We start from the raw sequence: 18,337 nt of genomic DNA, 5'->3' as shown, positions 1-18,337 counted from the left end.
TTAAGGGTTTTCTGCCATAAATGTTTCAATAAGCGGGATCACCTGTTCACTGGCATCTTCCAGAATATAATGACCACAATCGTCAAACTCATGAACCACAGCATGGGGCATTTTTTCTTTCCAGGTATTCAGGAAATGTTTATCGAACACAAAATCTTTCATTCCCCAGCAGATGATGGTGGGTATTTTCTGAAAGTGAATCAAGCTGTCGCTGATATCCGAGACTAACTGGTAATTTTTATGATGCGGTAAAAGCGGGATATCTTGTACGAATCTGAGCGTGGAAATGCGGTTTTTCCATGAATTAAAGGGTGCGACATAAGCTTGTCGAACCGCTTTTTCCATGGGTTTGCGTTTTACGCCCACATAGGATGCTATCGCTGAAAAGGCATTTAATCCGCGTATTAAAACGGTTCCAATGTAGGTATTTCGACCAATCAATAATGGAACAGGAAACGATTTAGTGCTGGGCAGATGAAAAGCCGCGGTATTTAAAATAACTAAACGTTTAATACGTTCTGGATGTCGCGCCGCGTAACCCATGCCTATCATGCCGCCCCAATCATGGACAACCAAGGTAATATTTTCATTGATGTTAAGCGAATCCAATAATGCCTCTAAATCATCGATGCGATTTTTGAGTGTGTATTGATAATCTTTATCCGCGGGTTTATCGGATAATCCGCAACCAATATGATCAGGTACAACACATTGGTAATTGCGGCTTAATGATTTGACTAAGTTGCGGTAATAAAAAGACCAACTCGGGTTACCGTGTACCATCACAACCGGCTCACCTGAACCTTCATTTAGGTAATGGTACTGCTGACCATTACGATCTAAATAATTGCGTTTAAAAGGAAATAAAGTATCTAGATTCATATTACCACTCAAGTCCTAACATCATGCAGTTCAGTCCGCTGCCTATGCCCAAAAAGCTCACTTTATCGCCTTTAACCAGAAATCCCTGATCATGCGCTATCGCGGCGGTGACTGGTAGCGACACCGTACCCATGTTGCCCAATTTTTGGAAAGTGGGAAACTCTTTGTGAGGGGGTATGTTCAATGCGGCTAACACCTTTTTCTGATTTGCTGAGCCGACCTGATGGCAAATGACTTTATCAACTTGTTCGACCGACCAGTCGCGTTGCTGCAAAAAGTGTTGCCAGGTCTGCAAAGCCAGTGCGACTCCTTCTTTAAGAAGCGGAACGGCACTCGTACGCATATATTCACGGTGCAGGTTTAAACCCACTGGATGTGAACCCCATTTACATAAGTCATGGTGCTCAGAGGCAGAAAGATGGCTCGCACCTAGTAATTTATGCTGGCGAGTATTTTTAAGCGGCAGTGAACCATCGGTTAATAAAACCGCCACGGCACCAGAGCCACCCGTTAAGGTTGCTAAAGATTGCGAGTAATTTTGAATGGTTTTATTTTCAAGCATATTTGCAATCGTAATATCAACAATGTGCCGGGCTGATTCACAGGAGACAACTAATCCTGCTTTGATTTGCCCAAGCTCAATACGATTGGCAATATCTAATATGCCGGATAAAACCCCTAAACAAGCATTACTGATATCATAGATTGCTGTACTGTTATTCACACCGAGTGCGGCAGCAATACGGCAAGCCGTGGCGGGTTCGTGTTGATCCCGACAGACGCCTGTATAAACAACCGCCCCCAGATCATTAATATCGATGGCGGTTTCGGCAATTGCTTTGCGTGCAGCCGCTATCGCACCATCGGATAAAATATGATCAGTTGGCCACCAGCGCCGTTCTTGAATACCGGTTAAGGCAGACAGTTGTCCCATCGGGATACGCAGCTTTTGATACAAGGGCGCAAGGCGTGATTCTAATTCAACGCTTGAAATGACCTGGGGGGCCAATTCGTAAGATAAACTATTGATAAAAACGTTAGAGTATTTCATTAAACTGCTTTATTTTTCATAAATTTCAACATAAAAAGAGCAACATTGACCAATCTAGCCATAGTGTCAAATCGAGCGCGTAGATTACCGTAAATTGTGAAAACTTACAAAGTTCTATAAAAAGCGATCAGCACTTTTTAAGTTTTTTGCGGTGAGAACAATCAAAACGCACAAAATACAGGCAAACTAGTAATGTAACGGCTTTCCTTTCTTAAGGTAGTTTATCCATTGCCTGTTAATCTGCATCGCATTTAAGATTTCCTTTGCAAAGGGCAATGGTTCTTTATTTATCTGACTGGCTAACATTTCAGCTAACAGAGGTGCCGAGCAAAAACCTCTCGAGCCTAATCCGGTCAACAGGTATAAATTAGGATGAAAAGGGGCATTGACCGGGTTAACTTCTTTTGCGGCATTTTTATAATGAATTTTAGTTGCCTGATAATCGGGTATGGCCCCCACGTAGGGGAAATGGTCCCTTGTTGTACAGCGAATACCGACATGTGCATTTGGGTGGTTTATGTCTATCTGCTCTGTCCAGGTCTTTCCGGGGATACATTTTTCTAATTTATCTTTATTATCGACTTGTTCTTGCTGAGAAAATGCCTGGTTAAGATCATGACGTTTGAAGGTTGCCCCCATACAATGTTGTTGATTATTCGCCGGGGTTAAATATCCTTCATGACAAAGTGTTATCTGTAATGGATTAATTTTATGGTTGGTCGGAATATGAGTGACTTGACCACGGGCAGCAGACAGTGGCACCGCTTCGCACTGTTTAAAATTAAGGGTGTTATTGGCGGTTGCAAGCACTAGCAGTGAATGTTGAATACTGTGCTTGGCAAAATGTAAATCCCAACTGTTTATCGGTTGTGCCGGATTGAGTGCCGGATTGTCAGAGGGGCTTTGCTCAAAGGTTAATAATTCTTGATTTAAGTGTACGCTCAGGTCGCCTTCATTTTTTGCTTGCCGGACGATAGCTTCAACAAGTTGCTTGGGACTTAACCATCCCCCTAAAGGGTAATGTAATGATTTTTGTGCAATGGAGATCCCGGCAATATTATCGGTTTCAATTTCTGTTAATTGTTCAACCAGTTCTTGGGGTAAGCCCGCTTGTAAAATTTTGTCCAGTTTTTTGGATGCGCTGGGATCGTAGTAGAGTTGCAGTACGCCTGAAAAGCTATAATCAACCGGCTGAGTTTGATTTATTTGTTTAATATAATTTCTGCTGTATAAAAATGCATTGGCAAAAAATTGACTTAAAGCATCGTGTTGTTCATTGAGAAGAGGGTACAAAGCCGCCTGCTGATTACCCGATGCGCCAAAGGCCAGGCTGGACTCTTTGCAGTATAAGGTGACTTTATAACCGCGCCTGATGAGGGCTAATGATAAACAAGCACTTGCAATACCCCCACCTATAATGGCAACATCGGTTTTTTTTTGTGCAGTATTTTCTGATTTTGCAGGGCGGTAATATTGCCCATGTTGTTTAAGTTTGTTCGCAGCCAGAGCTTCAGTACTTATATGACCGATTAACATCTCTCTTTTTTTGTCATATCCTTTCTGTTTTCCCATTTCAAAACCCGCTTTAATTAATCCTTTGCGTACAAAACTGGCCGCCGTAAAGGTCGCGATGGTGGCATCTTTTTTACAAGATTGACTGATTAATTGAAACAGATCATCATTCCACATTTCCGGATTTTTACTGGGCGCAAAACCGTCCAGATACCAGCAGTCAAAAAGTCCGCAATCATAAACGTGTAAAGAAGGCAGCGTATCTGCTATATCACCAAACCATAAATCGAGGGTGATATTAAACTCATTTAATACTAAACGATGGCAGCCCTTTAGTGCAATGGGGTACTGCGCTAATAGAGGGGTAATAAAGGCAGTTAATTGCGGCCATTGCTGTAATGCAATAATTAAATCCGGCTTAGTTAAGGGATATTTTTCAAAACTGCTAAAATGTAATTTTTTTAGGGGATTATTCGGATTTAATTTTATAAATTCAGCAAATTTCTGGCAGGTAAGCAAAAAATTCAAACCGGTACCAAAGCCCGTTTCGGCTATTGAAAAGTGCTGCGCAGAATAATCTAGCCAACGTTTTCCTAACTTATTTCCGTCAAAAAACACATAATTTGCTTCATCAATTCCTTGCTCTGTGTTGAAATAAATGTCGTCGAATAGACTCGAAAAAGGCTCTAACTGATCAGACCAGTGTATTTGAGCATGCTTAATTAACTTGTATTTAGCGTCAGACAATATATATTTCCCACTTAATGCGATAATTTAGTTTAATTTATTAGAGTTTAATTGATCTATTACACTCCTTAGATCCATCATATAATTAGTCCCTCTAGCAATAAAGGCTTAAAAATGAAAAGAGCAGTAATTACAGGTATTGGTATTGTTTCTAGTATTGGTAACAACAAAGAAGAAGTTTTAGCGTCACTTAAAAGCGGCAAATCAGGCATCAGCTTCTCGGAGCAATTTGCTGAGATGAAAATGCGCAGTCAGGTTTGGGGCGATCTAAAAATTGAGCCTAAAGATCATATTGACCGTAAAATCATGCGTTTTATGGGTGATGCTGCTGCTTATGCTTATCTTTCTATGGAACAAGCTATTGCCGATGCGCAGTTAACCGATGACCTGGTGTCTAATGAACGTACTGGTTTAGTGGCTGGATCCGGCGGTGGTTCTTCTAAAAATCAGGTTGAAGCCTGCAAACTGATGGTTGAAAAAGGCGTACGTCGTGTCGGTCCTTATATGGTCCCTCGTACGATGGCGAGCACAACATCTGCCTGTCTCGCAACCCCGTTCAAAATTAAAGGTATTAACTATTCAATGAGCAGCGCTTGTGCAACCAGCTCTCACTGTATTGGTAATGCACTGGAACAAATTCAATTAGGTAAACAGGATATTGTGTTTGCTGGTGGTGGTGAAGAATTAGACTGGACTATGGCATGCGAATTTGATGCGATGGGTGCACTATCAAGCAAATTTAATGACACACCTTCTAGCGCATCGCGAACTTATGATGCAAAGCGCGATGGTTTTGTTATTTCTGGCGGTGGCGGTATGGTTGTGGTTGAAGAGCTTGAGCATGCTTTAGCGCGTGGCGCAAAAATTTATGCGGAGATTGTGGGCTACGGCGCAACATCTGATGGCTATGATATGGTTGCACCCTCGGGTGAAGGTGCTGTGCGCTGTATGCGTCAAGCACTTGCAACCGTTGATGGTGAGGTTGATTACTTAAATACACACGGTACTTCGACCCCCGTTGGTGATACTAAAGAATTAGAAGCTATTAATATTGTATTTCCTGATAAAGCGCCAAAAATCAGTGCAACTAAATCTCAAACAGGTCATTCACTTGGCGCCGCGGGTGTTCATGAAACAATCTATAGTTTGCTAATGATGGAAAATGATTTTATTTCACCTTCTATTAATATTGATGAGATAGATGAAAAAGCGGTGAATCTACCGATCGTGGCCAATAAGGCTGTTGATGCAAAACTAAACATTGTAATGTCCAATAGTTTTGGTTTTGGTGGCACTAACGCAACATTAGTTTTCAAACGTTTCTCTTAGTTAGTAGTTTAAGACTGATAAAAATAATAGTTTAATACTGATAAAAAACAAAAAAAGGAGCTTTTAGCTCCTTTTTTTGTCGCAATTTATTCTGCTATCTTATTAGGAAAAAAAATGAATATATATATTGATGAAAATATCCCCTACGCGCGGGATTTTTTTACTGGACATGGCAATCTGCATTTTTTTTCGGGTCGCAATGCCAGCGCAGAACAACTTATTGATGCTGATGTTTTACTGGTTCGTTCGATTACAGAGGTTAATGAAAAATTACTCAGCTTAAATAAAAAACTTAAGTTTGTTGGCACTGCAACCATTGGCACAGATCATATCGATCAGACTTACCTCAAAAACAGAGGTATTGTTTTTAGCAGTGCGCCAGGCTGTAACAAAGTGTCTGTTGCGGAATATATTTTAAGCAGTTTACTGGTGCTGGCAGACCAGCAACAATTTATTTTAAGCGATAAAAGTATTGCTATAGTGGGTGCTGGCAATACGGGGACTGCAGTGTACCAACGCTTAAATGCATTGGGAATGAACTGTAAGCTTTACGATCCACCTCTGCTGTTGGCGGGTGATAAACGGCAATTTTGTACCTTTGAGGAGGTACTTGAAGCCGATATCATTAGTTTGCATGTCCCTAAGGTAGTGCAGGGGCCATTTCCAACCGTGCATATGTTTGATAGTAAGGTCTTAAGTCAACTTACCAACGGACAAATATTATTAAATGCAGCACGTGGTGATCTTATTGATAATCAAGCTTTATTAGAACTTGCCGAGCAGGGTTTAACGCCGACTTTAGTGCTTGATGTCTGGGAAAATGAGCCGCATATTAATCAACAATTATTACCCTATGTGGCAATCGCAACACCGCATATTGCAGGATACAGCCTGGATGGGCGTGTACGTGGTACTGAGATGTTATACCAGGCACTGTGCGATTTTTTGCAGCTAAAGGGAAAATATACCACGGCGGATTTTGTTCACCGTGCCGCTATCAATAGCGTCTCTATTTCCAAAAAAATCGATCAACCACTGATCAAATCATTAATGCACCTGATATTTGATGTGCGCCGGGATGATGCCCTGTTCAGAGAAATGATTGAAGATGTTGATGGTTTTGATACTATGCGCAAAACATACCAGGAACGCCGGGAACTATCGACTTTAACCGTTGAGTCAAGCGTTGAACAAAATACATTATTACAGTTGTTAGGTTTTTCTACCAACGTACAAAATGAGATAAAGGAAACACATGAAATCTGAATATAATATCGCACTGGTGGGTGAACTAAACGGCAGTATCGAAACAACCTTGGAAGTCTTAGCTCAACGTGGCTTTCCCGTTGCAAAAGTATTTCCTTTGGTCAATGCTAGCGATATATTCAAAACCAGCAGTAGCTCGCCATCCGATGAAGATTTTGAAGAAAATGAAAACGAATTTGAATCTAATATTAATTCAGTGAGGTTTGCAGGAAAATCAGTTGATGTGCTTGATATTGAAACCTTTGATTGGCAACAGGTTGATATTGCATTTTTCTTGACTGATATTGAAACAACCAAAAAATGGGCAACGATTGCAAGTGAACATTGTGTTGTTATTGATAACAGTGGCACCTTTTTAGAAGATGAAAATGTTCCTTTGCTGCAGGTTGATGTTAATGAAGAAAATTTAGCCCGTTACACTGAGAAAAATATAATATCGATCCCAAGCAGCGAATCTGCACAGCTAAGCCTTGCAGTTAAACAGATTCACCAAGAGGTTGGTTTAGTCCGTATTAATGTGTGCAGTTACCATTCCGTTTCTGTTGCAGGTAAAATCGGTGTGACAACACTTGCGGGTGAAACTGCGCGTTTATTAAATGCGAAAACCGTTGAAAGTTCTACTTTTCCACAACAAACGGCTTTTAATGTCTTCCCTCAGGTGGGCGAATTAAATGCGGAAGGTGTCAGCTTTGAAGAGTTACGACTAGTTAATGAGGTACGTTCATTATTAAATGATCCTGCGATTATTGTCTCATCAACTCAAGTTATTGTGCCCATGTTTTACGGTTGTGCCCAAGCCGTCCATTTACAGACGCATTACCCCGTGGCTTTAGACGAAGTCGCCCAATCTATGCACCATACTGATGGGCTAACCTTATCTGATTCTGTGAGTGACTATCCGAATATGATCGATAATGTGGTGGGCAATGCCGATGTGAAAATAGGCCGTTTACGTAAAGATGTGTGTGACGCCGCGGGTATCAATCTTTGGGTGTGTGCAGATAATGTCTATTTTGGTGTGGCGACTAATGCCATCAAAGTTGCTGAAAAGCTAATCGAAACATACATTTAAACTGTTATTGTTGTTATTTAAGTGGGCTAGATCTCAATTCTAGCCTTACTCTGCTTTTTTTTTTCACAACAGTTGGTTCTGCTAGTTTATTATTGATCTCTATACATAAACCGTTATTTTGCTTTTATCAAGGAATAAAAATGAAGCGCTTGTTATTGATTTTTACCTGTTGCTCCCCCCTAGTATTATTGCCTGATATCAGTTTTGCACTTGGTTCAACCATTAGCACAGCACAAGAAAGACCGATTTATAAAAAATACGGCCCAATTCATTATTATGAGTCCCTCTGGTCAGTATCAAAAAATTTACGCCCAAATAGTTCCGTCAGTATTCAACAGACACTTCTGGCCATTTACAAATTGAATCCCAATGCTTTTGTTGCATCCGATATAAATAATTTCATTGAAAACTCGATAATTAATGTGCCAACTTACACCTTTATAAAAAAACAAAGTCATCAAGATGCAATTAACTTAATTAACAATTCTTCAAATAAGAGTAAAACAGCAACGAAATCAGTCGTCATTGCCAAAAGCAAAAAGGTTCTTATTATAAAATCACCCTCCCTTTCTGAACAGGCGGCAGTAACGATTGTCGATCCGGGAGATCAATCATTAACGGCTTCGTTAATTGATAAAAAACATTTGCCTGATCCAAACTCATCAGTCAGTCCAGCAACCGAGTATGGAAATGATCAGCAAAATAATTTAAAAGCAGATAATGTTGAAAATATACTTGTAGAACAATCTAAAAGTCAATTATTAATAAAAACACAGACGCTAGAAGATGAATTGAAAATTGTTAACGAGCAATTAGTTAATGCGACAAAAACCAATGAGGAATTTAAATTAAGACTGCAGCAGCTAATTAATCAAATAGATCTTATGAAGCGTGAAATTGAGGGTGAAAGTGCAGCTCAACTTACTCTTTTAAAACTGTCTAAACAGTCCAGTTCAGCCCAACAACCTGTTATTAATAAAGCTGACGTAAACGAGAAAAAAGGCTTTTTAAGCAATTCATGGCTTGTTGCGGGCGCTGCATTATTATTAATTATCTTTGTTTTTTTACTGATATTTTATAAGGGTAAGATCAGGAAGGCGTACTTTAATCTTTACTTTTTGATGTTATTTTATTGCACCCCAGATAAATGAGACTTCAATCTATTGATCTTCAATGAGTTAAGGATAGCGTTGTAGAACAGGTTTTTTTGTTATCATAACCCTTCTTTTTATATTGAGCAGAAGTCCTCTGTCCCAAACAACGTTAATAAATCAACTATCTGTCATTCGTGATTTTGCCAACCCGGCAAAGTATAGGATGAGTTAATTGATGACTTTTTTAGCTATTACAGCGGTTATTTATGGCTGTGAAGGTTAGGAATAAATTGACGATTTCGGTAATGATAAATTAGATTGGTTAATACAATATTTACCATTCCTCACCTGATAAGAATTTTTCAAATCCTTGATTTTTACATTATTGAGCCTAAAGAGTTTCATAAAAGATTTGCCAAGTGGATGAAAAGTTGTTGTGAAATGACTCATGTCGACATAATTGCAATTGACGGAAAAACGCTTAAAGGTTCATTTAAGGAAAAATAAATCCGATAGTATTTATATGGTCAGCGCTTTTTTCATCAGCTAATACCAATCCGCATAAGTAAATGGTCTAAAATTGCGCAGGAAAAAGTAATGATAGCAAGACGTTTGATTGAGCAATAGCTGGCTATTGGGATTGAAAACAACGACGCTAGCGTTAATTTTAAAAAGTAAGATAGGTCAGCTATTTATGCGGATTGGTATAATTCGGTGGTATTAGATCAAGTAAAGACGAGTGAGAAATCCAACGAGATAACGGCTACCCCAGAACTATTAGACTTGTTAGGTATTAGTGGGTGTCTTATAACCATTGATGCAATCGGATACGAGACTAAAATAGCTAAAAAAATTGTTGATTAATAAAGATGGATGTTATCTTTTAGCAGTTAAAGATAAGCCAAATACTAGAGGATAATAATTTGATTACTCAGGACGAGCGCACAGATAGGCTAAATATTAATCTATCTTAGTTGTTCGACTTCTGTGGTTATTGACACTTGATTAAAAAACAGTGGAGGTAACTGGCTAGATTCTCTTTATAGCGAGTTTGATTTTTACTTTGAATTATATGCATGTCCTGATATGTTAAGCTCAGCCCTCCATTTACAGACCTATTACCCCGTTGATTTAGACGAATTTTCCAATTCTATACACTATAATAAAGGCCTAACCTTATCTGATTCTGTGTGTGATTATTCGAATATGATCGATAATGTGGTGGGTAATGCTGATGTAAAAATCGAGCATTTACGTAAAGATGTGTATGATGCCGCGGGTATAAACCTTTGGATGTGTGCGATAATATCTATATTGGTATGGCAGATAATGCTATTAAATTTTATTAAAAGCTAATATAAACATACAGTTAAACTGTTGTTGTTGCTATTTAAGTGGGTTAGATTTCAATTTTAATCTTACTCTGTCTTTTTTTACAACAGTTGGTTTTGCTAGTTTATTATTGATTTTTACATACAAACTGTTATTTTGCTTTTATCAAGGAATAAAAATGAAGCGCTTGTTATTAATTTTCACCTGTTGCTCCCCCTTAGTATTATTTCCTGCTATCAGTTTTGCACTTGATTCAACCATTAGTACAGCGCAAGAAATGCCGTCTTATAAAAAATATGGCCCAATTCGTTATAATGAGTCTCTCTGGTCAGTCTCAACAAAATTACGGCCAAATAGTTCCGTCAGTATTCAACAGACACTCCTGGCCATTTACAAATTAAATCCCGATGCTTTTGTTGCCGCAGATATAAATAATTTTATTGAAGACGCGATGATTAATGTGCCAACTTACACCTTTATAAAAAAACAAAGTCATCAAGACGCAATTAACTTAATTAACAACTTTTCAGGTAAGAGTAAAACAGCAACGAAATCAGTCGCTATTGCCAAAAGCAAAAAGGTTATTATCATAAAGTCACCCTCTCTTTCTAAACAGGCAACAGTAACAATTGTCGATACGGGTGATCAATCATTAACGGCTTCGTTAATCGATAAAAAACATTTGCCTGATCCAAACTCATCGGTCAGTCCAGCAAGCGAGTATGGAAATGATCAGCAAAATAATTTAAAAACAGATAATATTAAAAATACACTTTTAGAACAACCTAAAGATCAATTATTTGAAAAAATAAAAGCGCTAGAAGATGAATTGACAATTGTTAATGAGCAATTAGCTGATGCGACAAAAACCAATGAGGAATTTAAAACAAGACTGCAACAGTTAATTGATAAAATAGATATTCTAAAACCTAAAATTGAGGATGAAAGCGCAGCTCAACTCACTCTTTTAAAACTGCTTAATCAGTCTAAACCTGAGCCCAATTCAGCTCAACAGTCTGTGATTAATAGAACGGGTGTAAACGATCAAAAAGGGTCATGGATAAAAATAGTCTTAAGCAATTTGCTGCTTATTACCGGTGGCGTATTATTACTAATAGCCCTAATTTTTTCATTGGTACTTCGTCGCTGAACGAAACGCTTATCGCATGAAAAACCAAACCAGATGAGTAAACCTGACGCATTTTTTGTTACTTCAGAGGTGGACGTGAGTGATTACACAAATAGATAAGTAAATCTTGCGCTACAAAATGTGAGCAATATAAATCTGAATCACTGCCCGCTCAGAGTTGGTCCGTTTTTATTGGAAGATAGATGATAAGATAATTGCCAATAAAATATTAATGGCTTAAAGAGAAAACCGTTATGTGGAATAGCGTCGGGAAATTGATAAATGACTCGCTCTACTTTAATAAAGTCTAAATCCTTTGACTATTACGCCGCTATTGCTACTTCTTTCCCATTATAGCTGCATCAAATAAGCTGCAATGCGCGGTTTTAATCTGCTCGTTGCGCATAAAATTTAAGAGACCCCTTTATGAGACCAGTTATCCTTGATGTTGAAGGTTATGAATTAGATTCGGAAGAGAAAGAAATTTTGGCGCACCCGTTAGTCGCCGGTATCATACTGTTTACGCGTAATTATTATGATATCGAACAACTAAAAGCCTTAGTAAAAGATATTCGCCGGTACGCTGGTAATGAACTTCTGATTGCCGTTGACCATGAGGGAGGGCGGGTGCAGCGATTTAGAGATGATTTTACCCGGTTACCTTCAGCGGGTTCATTAATTGAAAAAAATGACATGAAAACGGCTTGTGAGTTAGCCTTTAGCAGCGCATGGGTAATGGCCAGTGAATTAATCGCCTGTGATATTGACTTCAGTTTTGCGCCTGTTTTAGATTTAAATGGTATTTCGAATGTTATCCAAAACAGAGCATTCTCATCCTCTATAACAGAAACAGTAACGCTTGCTGAGGCGTATATTAATGGAATGAAATCTGCGGGTATGGTCTCAACGGGTAAACATTTCCCCGGCCATGGCAGTGTTGAAGCTGATTCTCATACGGCTTTACCAGTTGACTCGCGCAGTGAACTTGAAATATTTACTAAAGATATTAAGCCTTTTGAAAACCTGATTAAAAAAGGGGCATTGGATGCAGTAATGCCATCACATGTTGTTTATTCTCAATGTGACCTGCAACCTGCGGGTTTTTCATCCTATTGGCTGGATGATGTTTTGAGAACACGATTAGGGTTCAAAGGGGTCGTTATTAGTGATGATTTATCGATGCACGGAGCCAGTTTTGTAGGTAACCATTTAAGTCGTGCAGAAAGTGCAATACAAGCGGGATGTGATTTAATATTAGCGTGTAATGATAGAAGTGGCGCGGTTTCTATTCTTGATAATCTTAAGGTAAAACCGACTGCTCAATACCATGCTGTTAATCAACTACGCAGTACTAAAAATAAATTTATATTACCCCTCAATAAAAATCCGATTTGGATAAAAAACAAGCAAATGCTAATGCAGCTCAGCGAGCAGTTCTAATTAGTGAAGTGCAATGCTTGCACTCTAGGTTAATTTCAATAAACTTATTGAATAATTAAAATAAGAAATCTGGGGGTAATAACATGATTATTTACATACACGGTTTTGATGCAACGAGCCCGGGAAACCATGAAAAAGTGATGCAATTAAAGTTTATTGATGATGATGTACGTTTTGTTCATTACAGCACTATCTATCCTAAACATGATATGAGCCATATTTTAAAAGAAGTGCACAAACATATTCAAAGCAGTGAGGATAAATCACCTTTAATTTGTGGTGTTGGACTTGGCGGGTTTTGGTGTGAACGAATTGGTTTTCTGTGTGGCATTAAACAAGTTATTTTCAATCCAAATCTGCATCCCGAAGATAACATGGTTGGCAAAATAGAGTGGCCTGAAGAATATTTAGATATTGATACTAAATGTGTCAGTGACTTTCGTGTTAAAAACAAAAATAATTGTTTATGTATTCTCTCCCGAGCAGATGAAGTTATTGATTCAAAAGAAAGTGATTATGAGCTTACCAAATATTATCCAATTATATTTGATGAAAAGCAAAGCCATAAATTCCAAGATATATCGCATCATTTGCAAACGATTAAGAAATTTAAAGAGCAATAAAGTCTTACAAAATGGTAATGTTAATTGCCATTTTTTCTTTTCATGTTTTTTAGTATCCTTTCTATTTACTTTATTGTTAATCTAGTGATAATTACCTTCAAGATTTGCTCTGGATCACTAAAATCTAGCATCTTCATTTTATTACATTAATACACTCCTATTGATAACCATTATCAGTCTTTTTGTTCTGGCTGACGGGGCTAATTTAAAACCCCTTTTCATGAAGATCATGGCTATTGAGTAGTGTTTTAATGTAATAAAATTTAATAATTATTTACAAAAACTTGGAGTGAATTATGGACAAAATCGTGATCGTTGGAGGAGGGGCCGGAGGCCTTGAATTAGCGACGGAACTGGGTGATAAGCTTGGACGAAAGAAAAAGGCGCATATTACGCTTGTTGATAAAAACAGCACACATTTGTGGAAACCTTTATTACATGAAGTTGCAGCCGGATCCCTTGATGATGGAATTGATGCCTTAAGTTATCGTGCGCATGCAAAAAATCATCATTTTAGTTTTCAACTTGGGGCATTGTCGAATATTGAAAGAGAAAATAAAAAAATACAGATAGCTGAATTATTAGATAATGACGGTATAAAGATTTTACCTGAATGTACCGTTAGTTATGACATTTTAGTGATCGCCCTTGGCAGTGTGAGTAATGATTTTAATACTAAAGGTGTGCGTGAGCATTGCATCTTTCTGGATAGCCCGCAACAGGCAAAAAAATTCCATCACCGTATGTTGAATAAATATTTACAACTTGGCGTCCACCAAACTAAGAAAGTAAGTGTCGCTATTGTGGGGGCTGGGGCAACGGGCGTTGAATTGTCGGCTGAGCTTTATAATGCGTTAGAACAAGTGACCAGATATGGTTTTGAAGATATTAAAACCACGGATCTCAACGTTAGTCTTGTTGAAGCGGGTGATAAAATTTTACCTGCACTGCCCGAGAGAATATCCAGTTCAGCACATCAGGAGCTTTTAAAACTGGGGGTTTCTGTTCGTACCAATACCTTAGTTACCGAGGCGACTGCAGCAGGGTTGATGACTAAAGAAGGTGAATTAATAGAAGCTGATTTAATTGTTTGGGCCGCAGGTATCAAAGCGCCTGATTTTATGAAGGAGATAGCAGGTTTAGAAACAAACAGGGTAAACCAACTGATTGTTAAACCAACATTGCAGACTACTTTAGATGATAGTATTTATGCAATAGGCGACTGTGCCAGCTGCGCTTTGCCTAATGGCGGTTTTGTACCTCCTCGTGCTCAATCAGCCCATCAGATGGCATCTTTAGTGGCTAAAAATATCAGAGCGACACTTGATAATAAAGCATTATCTCCCTATAAATATACGGATTATGGCTCATTAGTTTCATTAAGTAATTACAGTGCTGTGGGCAGTTTAATGGGTAATTTAACCAAAGGTTCGATGAAGGTTGAAGGGACTGTGGCTCGTTTAGTGTATATTTCACTGTATCGTATGCACCAAGTTGCGCTTCACGGATATGTTCGTACGGGATTAATTACCTTAGTCGAAAGCATTAATAAAATATTACGTCCTCGTTTAAAATTACACTAAAAATATAATACAAAACGGAGGATTACATTTCCCGTTTAAACGACTTGGATCAGCCTATTCAAGTCGTTTGGGGTTAACTGTTGCGCTTAAAACAGTCTTTAAGGTGTTTACTGCGCAGACAGTATAAAAGTATCCAAATTGCAAAAACAAGTTGTACAGAGGCGACAAAAGAATATTGAAAATGTTTATCTGACAAATAATATAACTGCAGTGCTAAGTCACTCACTATTGCGGCTAATAATAGTGGATAACTGCTCTGCCATAATATTGATAACCATCGATGTTTGTCATGATCCCTGCCGCACAAAAAAAATAATAACAGGCCGATGCAACCCGATCCTAACCCTAAATAAAAATGAATTTTGTTTGGATAAAACAAGCGCAACAACGGATTATCAGCATCGCGTAAAATAACGGAAATAATAAAGACTGCCCAAGTTCGCGCCAAAAAGAGTAATACCAGATAGAAAAATACTGGCGGTTTTAAATTGCCAGAATGGCTGTAACAGTTCAGAGGGTAAAGTCTAATTTTCACTTAACAGGGCTCATATTGCCTTACTGCGTTAAACATGACCGGAACGGTGTTAATCAGCAGTATTGATTAAAAACGAAGAGAAGCCCGAAAAATTCAGACGCCTCTTAATGTTATATCTATTAATGCTATGTCTATTAATGATGGGGCTAATTTATTTAGCTGCAACACACATAGGGCAGTAAGCGTAACGTCCCTGTGGATCATTAAACCGCGTTAATATTGCCGTTTGAGATTCTATTGCATTCAGTGTCTGGTATAAAGCCGCATTGATATGCAGACTCTGGGGTATAATTTCAACTGCACCAAGCAATAATTCATTAATCAGATGTTGTTTGGTTGACAGTACAGGTTGAATAATCTTAACACCGTAATCCTGTAGACTCGCCAACCTGCTGGCTGTATTGATAGCATCCTGTAAATTTCCTAATTCGTCTATCAAACCAAGTGATTTTGCATCTACACCGGTCCATACGCGACCCTGTGCTATTTTATCTACCTCTGCTACCGTCATGTTGCGACCCTGTGCAACAACCTCTAAAAATTGTTGATATCCGTTTTCTATCCCTAATTGAATAATTTCAGCAAGTTCAGGGTTGAGAGCACGTGTAGGGCTAAAACTAGAAAGTTCAGTCGTTCCAATACCATCATTGAATATTCCAAAATTATTTAATGCCTTATCGGCGCTGGCATACATGCCAAATATGCCTATTGAGCCTGTTAACGTAGTCGGGGTGGCGATAATATAATCGGCAGCTGATGCAATCCAGTAACCGCCAGATGCTGCCACACTCGCCATTGAGACAACGACTTTTTTATCTGCTTTTTTTAAGGCTAAAATGTGCTGACGAATTTTTTCCGATGCAAAGGCACTGCCCCCGGGGCTATCAATACGAATAACAACAGCTTTAATTTGATTATCATTGAGTGCGGTTTCTAATAATTGACTAAAACTGTCACCCCCAATCACGTTGGAAGGTTGTGTTCCAGATAAAATTTCACCACTTGCATGAACAACAGCAATTTGATCTTTTGCGCCGCTGACGGCATAAATATCTGCCAGTGTCGGTAAATAATCCGCATAACTGACTAAATTAAGTTTATGACCGGATGTTTGCGTCTGATTTTTTAACTTGTCGATCACGTCATTACGATTTTTAAGATCATCGACTAACCCGACTTGTAATGCATAAACTGCGCTATTGCCAGAAGCCTTGATAAGGGAAGATTTTAATTGCTTTAAAGTCGGAGATATTGATTGTACCGATATCTTGCTGTTATCTTTACGCTGGAAAAGAATGGTATCAATATAGTTTTTCCACAGTTGATCTAACCAATTTTTATTGGCTAATTTGCTGGCTTCTGACATTTTATTTGTTGTAAAAGGTTCAACAAAGGATTTGTAAGTACCTACCTTAAATATATGTGGTGTAATAAGTAATTTATCTAATGCCTCTTTAAAATAAAGACGATAAACAGAGTAACCCGGCAGTAAAACCATACCCTGCGGATTAAGGTAAATTTTATCTGCGTAACTTGCTAACAGATACTGTGTCTGAGAGTAATTATCGGCCACGGCAGTAACGGATTTTCCCGTTGATTTGAAGTCATTTAATGCTTTACCGATATCCGCAATATGATTAATAGCTGCACCGTCTAATCCGTCAAGCTCTAATAAAATAGCACTTATTTTGGGATCCTGTTGTGCGCGATGGATGGTATTTAAAATCTTATCAATTTGATATTCGTTGTTTTGATTTTCATTGGATGAAATCATTTTTTTGGATATTTCACCTGCAAAATCAGCGGGTGCTGCCTGCTCTACTATATTACCTGTGAAATTTAAATGCAGGGTTGAGTTCTCAGCCACTAACAGAGCGGGCCGATCGAGGTTAATAACAAAAATAATGGCTGCTAGGATGGCAAAAAAAAGAACATTGATAATAAATAAGCGCATGATGTTGATGGTTTTTGCAATGCTCTTAAAAAAAGAATAGATTAATTTCATTTTCAACCTGTAAATTTTAGGAGGGGAAGATAAAAATAAAGCACTGATATTGGCATATACAGTGCTTTAGTAGATTTTAGTAGGTTTTAGTGAAATTAGAAACTGGTTGTATCAACAAATAGACCCACTTTCAGATCTTCTGCCGTATAAATAACTTTCCCATCCACTTCAACAACACCATCAGCAATACCCATAACAAGTTTACGCATAATTAAACGTTTGAGGGTGATACGGTAGGTCACTTTTTTGGAGGTGGGCAAAATTTGCCCAGTAAATTTTACATTACCTACACCGAGTGCACGACCTTTTCCGGGGCCGCCACTCCAACCAAGGAAGAAGCCGACTAATTGCCACATGGCATCAAGGCCTAAACAACCGGGCATAACAGGGTCACCCGGGAAATGGCATTCAAAAAACCATAATGCTTCATCTATATCTAATTCTGCAATCAATTCACCTTTACCGAATTCGCCGCCGTTCTCGGTAATGGAGATGATCCGATCTAGCATCAGCATTTTATCTACAGGCAGTTGGCAATTTCCTTTTCCAAATAACTCACCTTGACCACATTTGATTAATTCTTCTTTTGTATAAGAGTTTTTACCCAACTCTTTTTGGGATAGGATTTTAGTCATAATTCACTTATCTGTCATCATTGCAAGTGGTGAGGTATTTCACCATAAAAATAGAAATACCCTGGAAAATTTTGAGCACACTTTATATGACAGATAAATAAC

At 38.4% G+C, this 18,337-nt stretch carries 15 protein-coding genes and 2 pseudogenes; 11 read left to right on the top strand and 6 right to left on the bottom strand.

All coding sequences use genetic code 11. The annotated features are described in order from the left end of the window. From PING_RS10360 to mnmC, 3 genes are all read right to left on the bottom strand, one after another. A complete protein-coding gene (locus PING_RS10360) occupies positions 1 to 882 on the bottom strand; it encodes an alpha/beta fold hydrolase (RefSeq protein ID WP_011770323.1) in 882 nt (293 codons plus the stop codon). Between the two features lies 1 nt (position 883). After that, the gene (locus PING_RS10355; RefSeq protein WP_011770322.1) at positions 884 to 1,933 is read right to left on the bottom strand and encodes a 3-oxoacyl-ACP synthase III; all 1,050 of its coding nucleotides are present in this window, start codon (positions 1,931 to 1,933) and stop codon (positions 884 to 886) included. A 186-nt stretch (positions 1,934 to 2,119) separates the two neighbouring features. Beyond that, entirely contained in the window at positions 2,120 to 4,192 is a 2,073-nt protein-coding gene (gene mnmC, locus PING_RS10350) for a bifunctional tRNA (5-methylaminomethyl-2-thiouridine)(34)-methyltransferase MnmD/FAD-dependent 5-carboxymethylaminomethyl-2-thiouridine(34) oxidoreductase MnmC (protein WP_011770321.1), read from the bottom strand. A 114-nt stretch (positions 4,193 to 4,306) separates the two neighbouring features. Between mnmC and fabB the strand changes: the two genes are divergently transcribed. The 11 genes and pseudogenes from fabB (at position 4,307) to PING_RS10300 (ending at position 15,060) form a co-directional block, all read left to right on the top strand. Then, on the top strand, positions 4,307 to 5,521 hold the full coding sequence (gene fabB, locus PING_RS10345) for a beta-ketoacyl-ACP synthase I (RefSeq protein ID WP_011770320.1): 1,215 nt from the start codon (positions 4,307 to 4,309) through the stop codon (positions 5,519 to 5,521). 114 nt (positions 5,522 to 5,635) lie between these two features. Further along, positions 5,636 to 6,787 (top strand): 4-phosphoerythronate dehydrogenase, encoded by a 1,152-nt coding sequence (locus PING_RS10340; RefSeq protein ID WP_011770319.1) that lies wholly within the window; start codon positions 5,636 to 5,638, stop codon positions 6,785 to 6,787. Further along, positions 6,777 to 7,859, top strand: a complete 1,083-nt coding sequence (locus tag PING_RS10335; protein ID WP_011770318.1) for an aspartate-semialdehyde dehydrogenase — start codon at positions 6,777 to 6,779, stop codon at positions 7,857 to 7,859. Before PING_RS10340 ends, PING_RS10335 begins: the two co-directional genes overlap by 11 nt. Positions 7,860 to 7,999: 140 nt before the next feature. Further along, a complete protein-coding gene (locus PING_RS10330) occupies positions 8,000 to 9,010 on the top strand; it encodes a FimV/HubP family polar landmark protein (RefSeq protein ID WP_011770317.1) in 1,011 nt (336 codons plus the stop codon). A gap of 97 nt (positions 9,011 to 9,107) precedes the next feature. Then, a pseudogene (locus PING_RS21420) lies at positions 9,108 to 9,500 on the top strand (ISAs1 family transposase); the annotation flags it as partial. Between the two features lie 161 nt (positions 9,501 to 9,661). Further along, a pseudogene (locus PING_RS20595) lies at positions 9,662 to 9,814 on the top strand (ISAs1 family transposase); the annotation flags it as partial. A gap of 225 nt (positions 9,815 to 10,039) precedes the next feature. Then, positions 10,040 to 10,309, top strand: a complete 270-nt coding sequence (locus tag PING_RS10320) for a hypothetical protein (RefSeq protein ID WP_041766369.1) — start codon at positions 10,040 to 10,042, stop codon at positions 10,307 to 10,309. Positions 10,310 to 10,463: 154 nt separating this feature from the next. After that, positions 10,464 to 11,435, top strand: coding sequence for a FimV/HubP family polar landmark protein (locus PING_RS10315; RefSeq protein WP_011770316.1), 972 nt, complete (start codon positions 10,464 to 10,466; stop codon positions 11,433 to 11,435). Between the two features lie 405 nt (positions 11,436 to 11,840). Next, on the top strand, positions 11,841 to 12,854 hold the full coding sequence (gene nagZ / locus PING_RS10310; RefSeq protein ID WP_011770315.1) for a beta-N-acetylhexosaminidase: 1,014 nt from the start codon (positions 11,841 to 11,843) through the stop codon (positions 12,852 to 12,854). A gap of 83 nt (positions 12,855 to 12,937) precedes the next feature. Beyond that, positions 12,938 to 13,477, top strand: coding sequence for an alpha/beta hydrolase YcfP (gene ycfP, locus PING_RS10305; RefSeq protein ID WP_011770314.1), 540 nt, complete (start codon positions 12,938 to 12,940; stop codon positions 13,475 to 13,477). A 296-nt stretch (positions 13,478 to 13,773) separates the two neighbouring features. Then, positions 13,774 to 15,060 carry an NAD(P)/FAD-dependent oxidoreductase gene (locus PING_RS10300; protein WP_011770313.1) on the top strand — a complete coding sequence of 429 codons (1,287 nt, stop codon included), beginning with the start codon at positions 13,774 to 13,776 and terminating at the stop codon, positions 15,058 to 15,060. 73 nt (positions 15,061 to 15,133) lie between these two features. Here the strand turns inward: PING_RS10300 and PING_RS10295 are convergent, their stop codons facing one another. The 3 genes from PING_RS10295 to fabA all read right to left on the bottom strand — a co-directional run bounded on the left by PING_RS10295 (position 15,134) and on the right by fabA (position 18,235). Continuing rightward, positions 15,134 to 15,595 carry a DUF2919 domain-containing protein gene (locus PING_RS10295; protein WP_011770312.1) on the bottom strand — a complete coding sequence of 154 codons (462 nt, stop codon included), beginning with the start codon at positions 15,593 to 15,595 and terminating at the stop codon, positions 15,134 to 15,136. 151 nt (positions 15,596 to 15,746) lie between these two features. Then, positions 15,747 to 17,600: a signal peptide peptidase SppA gene (gene sppA / locus PING_RS10290; RefSeq protein WP_011770311.1), complete on the bottom strand. Its 1,854-nt coding sequence runs from the start codon at positions 17,598 to 17,600 to the stop codon at positions 15,747 to 15,749. A gap of 95 nt (positions 17,601 to 17,695) precedes the next feature. Beyond that, positions 17,696 to 18,235 carry a bifunctional 3-hydroxydecanoyl-ACP dehydratase/trans-2-decenoyl-ACP isomerase gene (gene fabA, locus PING_RS10285; protein ID WP_011770310.1) on the bottom strand — a complete coding sequence of 180 codons (540 nt, stop codon included), beginning with the start codon at positions 18,233 to 18,235 and terminating at the stop codon, positions 17,696 to 17,698. Positions 18,236 to 18,337 lie beyond the last annotated feature (102 nt).

The organism is Psychromonas ingrahamii 37 (genome assembly GCF_000015285.1).
GTDB lineage: Bacteria > Pseudomonadota > Gammaproteobacteria > Enterobacterales > Psychromonadaceae > Psychromonas > Psychromonas ingrahamii.
This window is presented reverse-complemented; position numbering and strand designations above follow the sequence as displayed.

What these genes read in the sequence shown, in the direction of transcription:
- fabB (WP_011770320.1), top strand. Translation starts at nt 4,307, where the DNA reads ATGAAAAGAGCAGTAATTACAGGTATTGGTATTGTTTCTAGTATTGGT.
- fabA (WP_011770310.1), bottom strand. Translation starts at nt 18,235, where the DNA reads ATGACTAAAATCCTATCCCAAAAAGAGTTGGGTAAAAACTCTTATACA.
- PING_RS10335 (WP_011770318.1), top strand. Translation starts at nt 6,777, where the DNA reads ATGAAATCTGAATATAATATCGCACTGGTGGGTGAACTAAACGGCAGT.
- PING_RS10355 (WP_011770322.1), bottom strand. Translation starts at nt 1,933, where the DNA reads ATGAAATACTCTAACGTTTTTATCAATAGTTTATCTTACGAATTGGCC.
- PING_RS10360 (WP_011770323.1), bottom strand. Translation starts at nt 882, where the DNA reads ATGAATCTAGATACTTTATTTCCTTTTAAACGCAATTATTTAGATCGT.
- ycfP (WP_011770314.1), top strand. Translation starts at nt 12,938, where the DNA reads ATGATTATTTACATACACGGTTTTGATGCAACGAGCCCGGGAAACCAT.
- PING_RS10330 (WP_011770317.1), top strand. Translation starts at nt 8,000, where the DNA reads ATGAAGCGCTTGTTATTGATTTTTACCTGTTGCTCCCCCCTAGTATTA.
- PING_RS10340 (WP_011770319.1), top strand. Translation starts at nt 5,636, where the DNA reads ATGAATATATATATTGATGAAAATATCCCCTACGCGCGGGATTTTTTT.
- PING_RS10320 (WP_041766369.1), top strand. Translation starts at nt 10,040, where the DNA reads ATGTTAAGCTCAGCCCTCCATTTACAGACCTATTACCCCGTTGATTTA.
- nagZ (WP_011770315.1), top strand. Translation starts at nt 11,841, where the DNA reads ATGAGACCAGTTATCCTTGATGTTGAAGGTTATGAATTAGATTCGGAA.
- sppA (WP_011770311.1), bottom strand. Translation starts at nt 17,600, where the DNA reads ATGAAATTAATCTATTCTTTTTTTAAGAGCATTGCAAAAACCATCAAC.
- PING_RS10315 (WP_011770316.1), top strand. Translation starts at nt 10,464, where the DNA reads ATGAAGCGCTTGTTATTAATTTTCACCTGTTGCTCCCCCTTAGTATTA.
- PING_RS10300 (WP_011770313.1), top strand. Translation starts at nt 13,774, where the DNA reads ATGGACAAAATCGTGATCGTTGGAGGAGGGGCCGGAGGCCTTGAATTA.